The 1,082-nt window shown below is 38.1% G+C and carries 1 protein-coding gene; it reads left to right on the top strand.

Annotation, left to right across the window (positions count from 1 at the left end):
* Positions 1–65 precede the first annotated feature (65 nt).
* Positions 66–1,082, top strand: a 1,017-nt coding sequence (locus ACOI1D_RS21685; RefSeq protein WP_422504278.1) for an IS91 family transposase, incomplete at its 3' end; no start/stop codon positions are given.

The following is a 1,082-nucleotide window of genomic DNA, read 5'->3' as shown; positions in this document are numbered from 1 at the left end:
ATAAGTAAAGAAAGTATAAAAATTTGACCCTACCACATCGATGATAAATGTGGTAGTTTTTATGTATGGAGAAAAACATTCTGAAGCGAATCTTTTTTGATAACAATAATAATTGGGAAACATTTAAGCAGAAATATGGGGAAAGAATCCGTTCGATTGTCATCAAGGAGGTGGAAAAGTTTCGTGACTGCGGGGATATGAAAAATGGATTTAAACTCTATGTTTGCGAAGGTTGTAACGATGTTCATACAGTTGCCTATCGTTGTAAGGGGCGTTTTTGCACAACCTGTTCCATTGGAGAAAGCGAAGAGTGGAGCCGTCTTTTAACAGAAGACGTGTTACAGGTAAATCATCGACACATGATTTTTACGATTGATGAAGGATTACGCGAAATATTTCTTTTGCATCGAAATTTATTGAAGCCACTTATGGACGAAGCGGCGAAACTAGTCACAGACTTTTTTAAAAAGAAGGGAAAGGTGACCCCAGGAATTATTTCCGGCTTGCATACGTTTGGGGCCAAGGTGAATTTTAATCCGCATGTTCATATGCTCGTAACTATGGGTGGGATAACGAAAAAAGGTAACTGGAAAGATTACGATTATATTCCGTTTAAGATGCTACGCAAACAATGGCAAACAGTCGTACTAAAGCTAATTCGAAAGCATTTAAACAAAGAGGAAAAGAAGCGTGTGCAGCCTCGACTACAAAAGGCTTTTTTCGAAAATGGGGAAGGCTTCTATGTGTATGCACCAAAACAAAAGGGAAAAATAGCTGAACAGCTTCGCTATATTGGCCGTTATATTCGTCGACCAGCGATTGGGATCAATCGGATTGAGGCATATGATGGGCAACAGGTAACGTTTAAATATATAGATAAAACAGATGGGAAAGAAAAGCATGAAACGGTGACAGTAGAGGAGTTTATAATTCGTTTGATTCGTCATATACCAGACGAACAATTTAAAACGATACGTCACTACGGTATGTATTCAAGAAGAAGTAAACGGATAAGCAAGAAAATCTTAGCTAAATGGCAAGAAGGAAAGCGCCGTTGGATCATAAAAGTGTGGAAAAAATTA

Source organism: Virgibacillus sp. DJP39, from assembly GCF_049310925.1.
Lineage (GTDB): Bacteria > Bacillota > Bacilli > Bacillales > Amphibacillaceae > Virgibacillus_F.
This window is presented reverse-complemented; position numbering and strand designations above follow the sequence as displayed.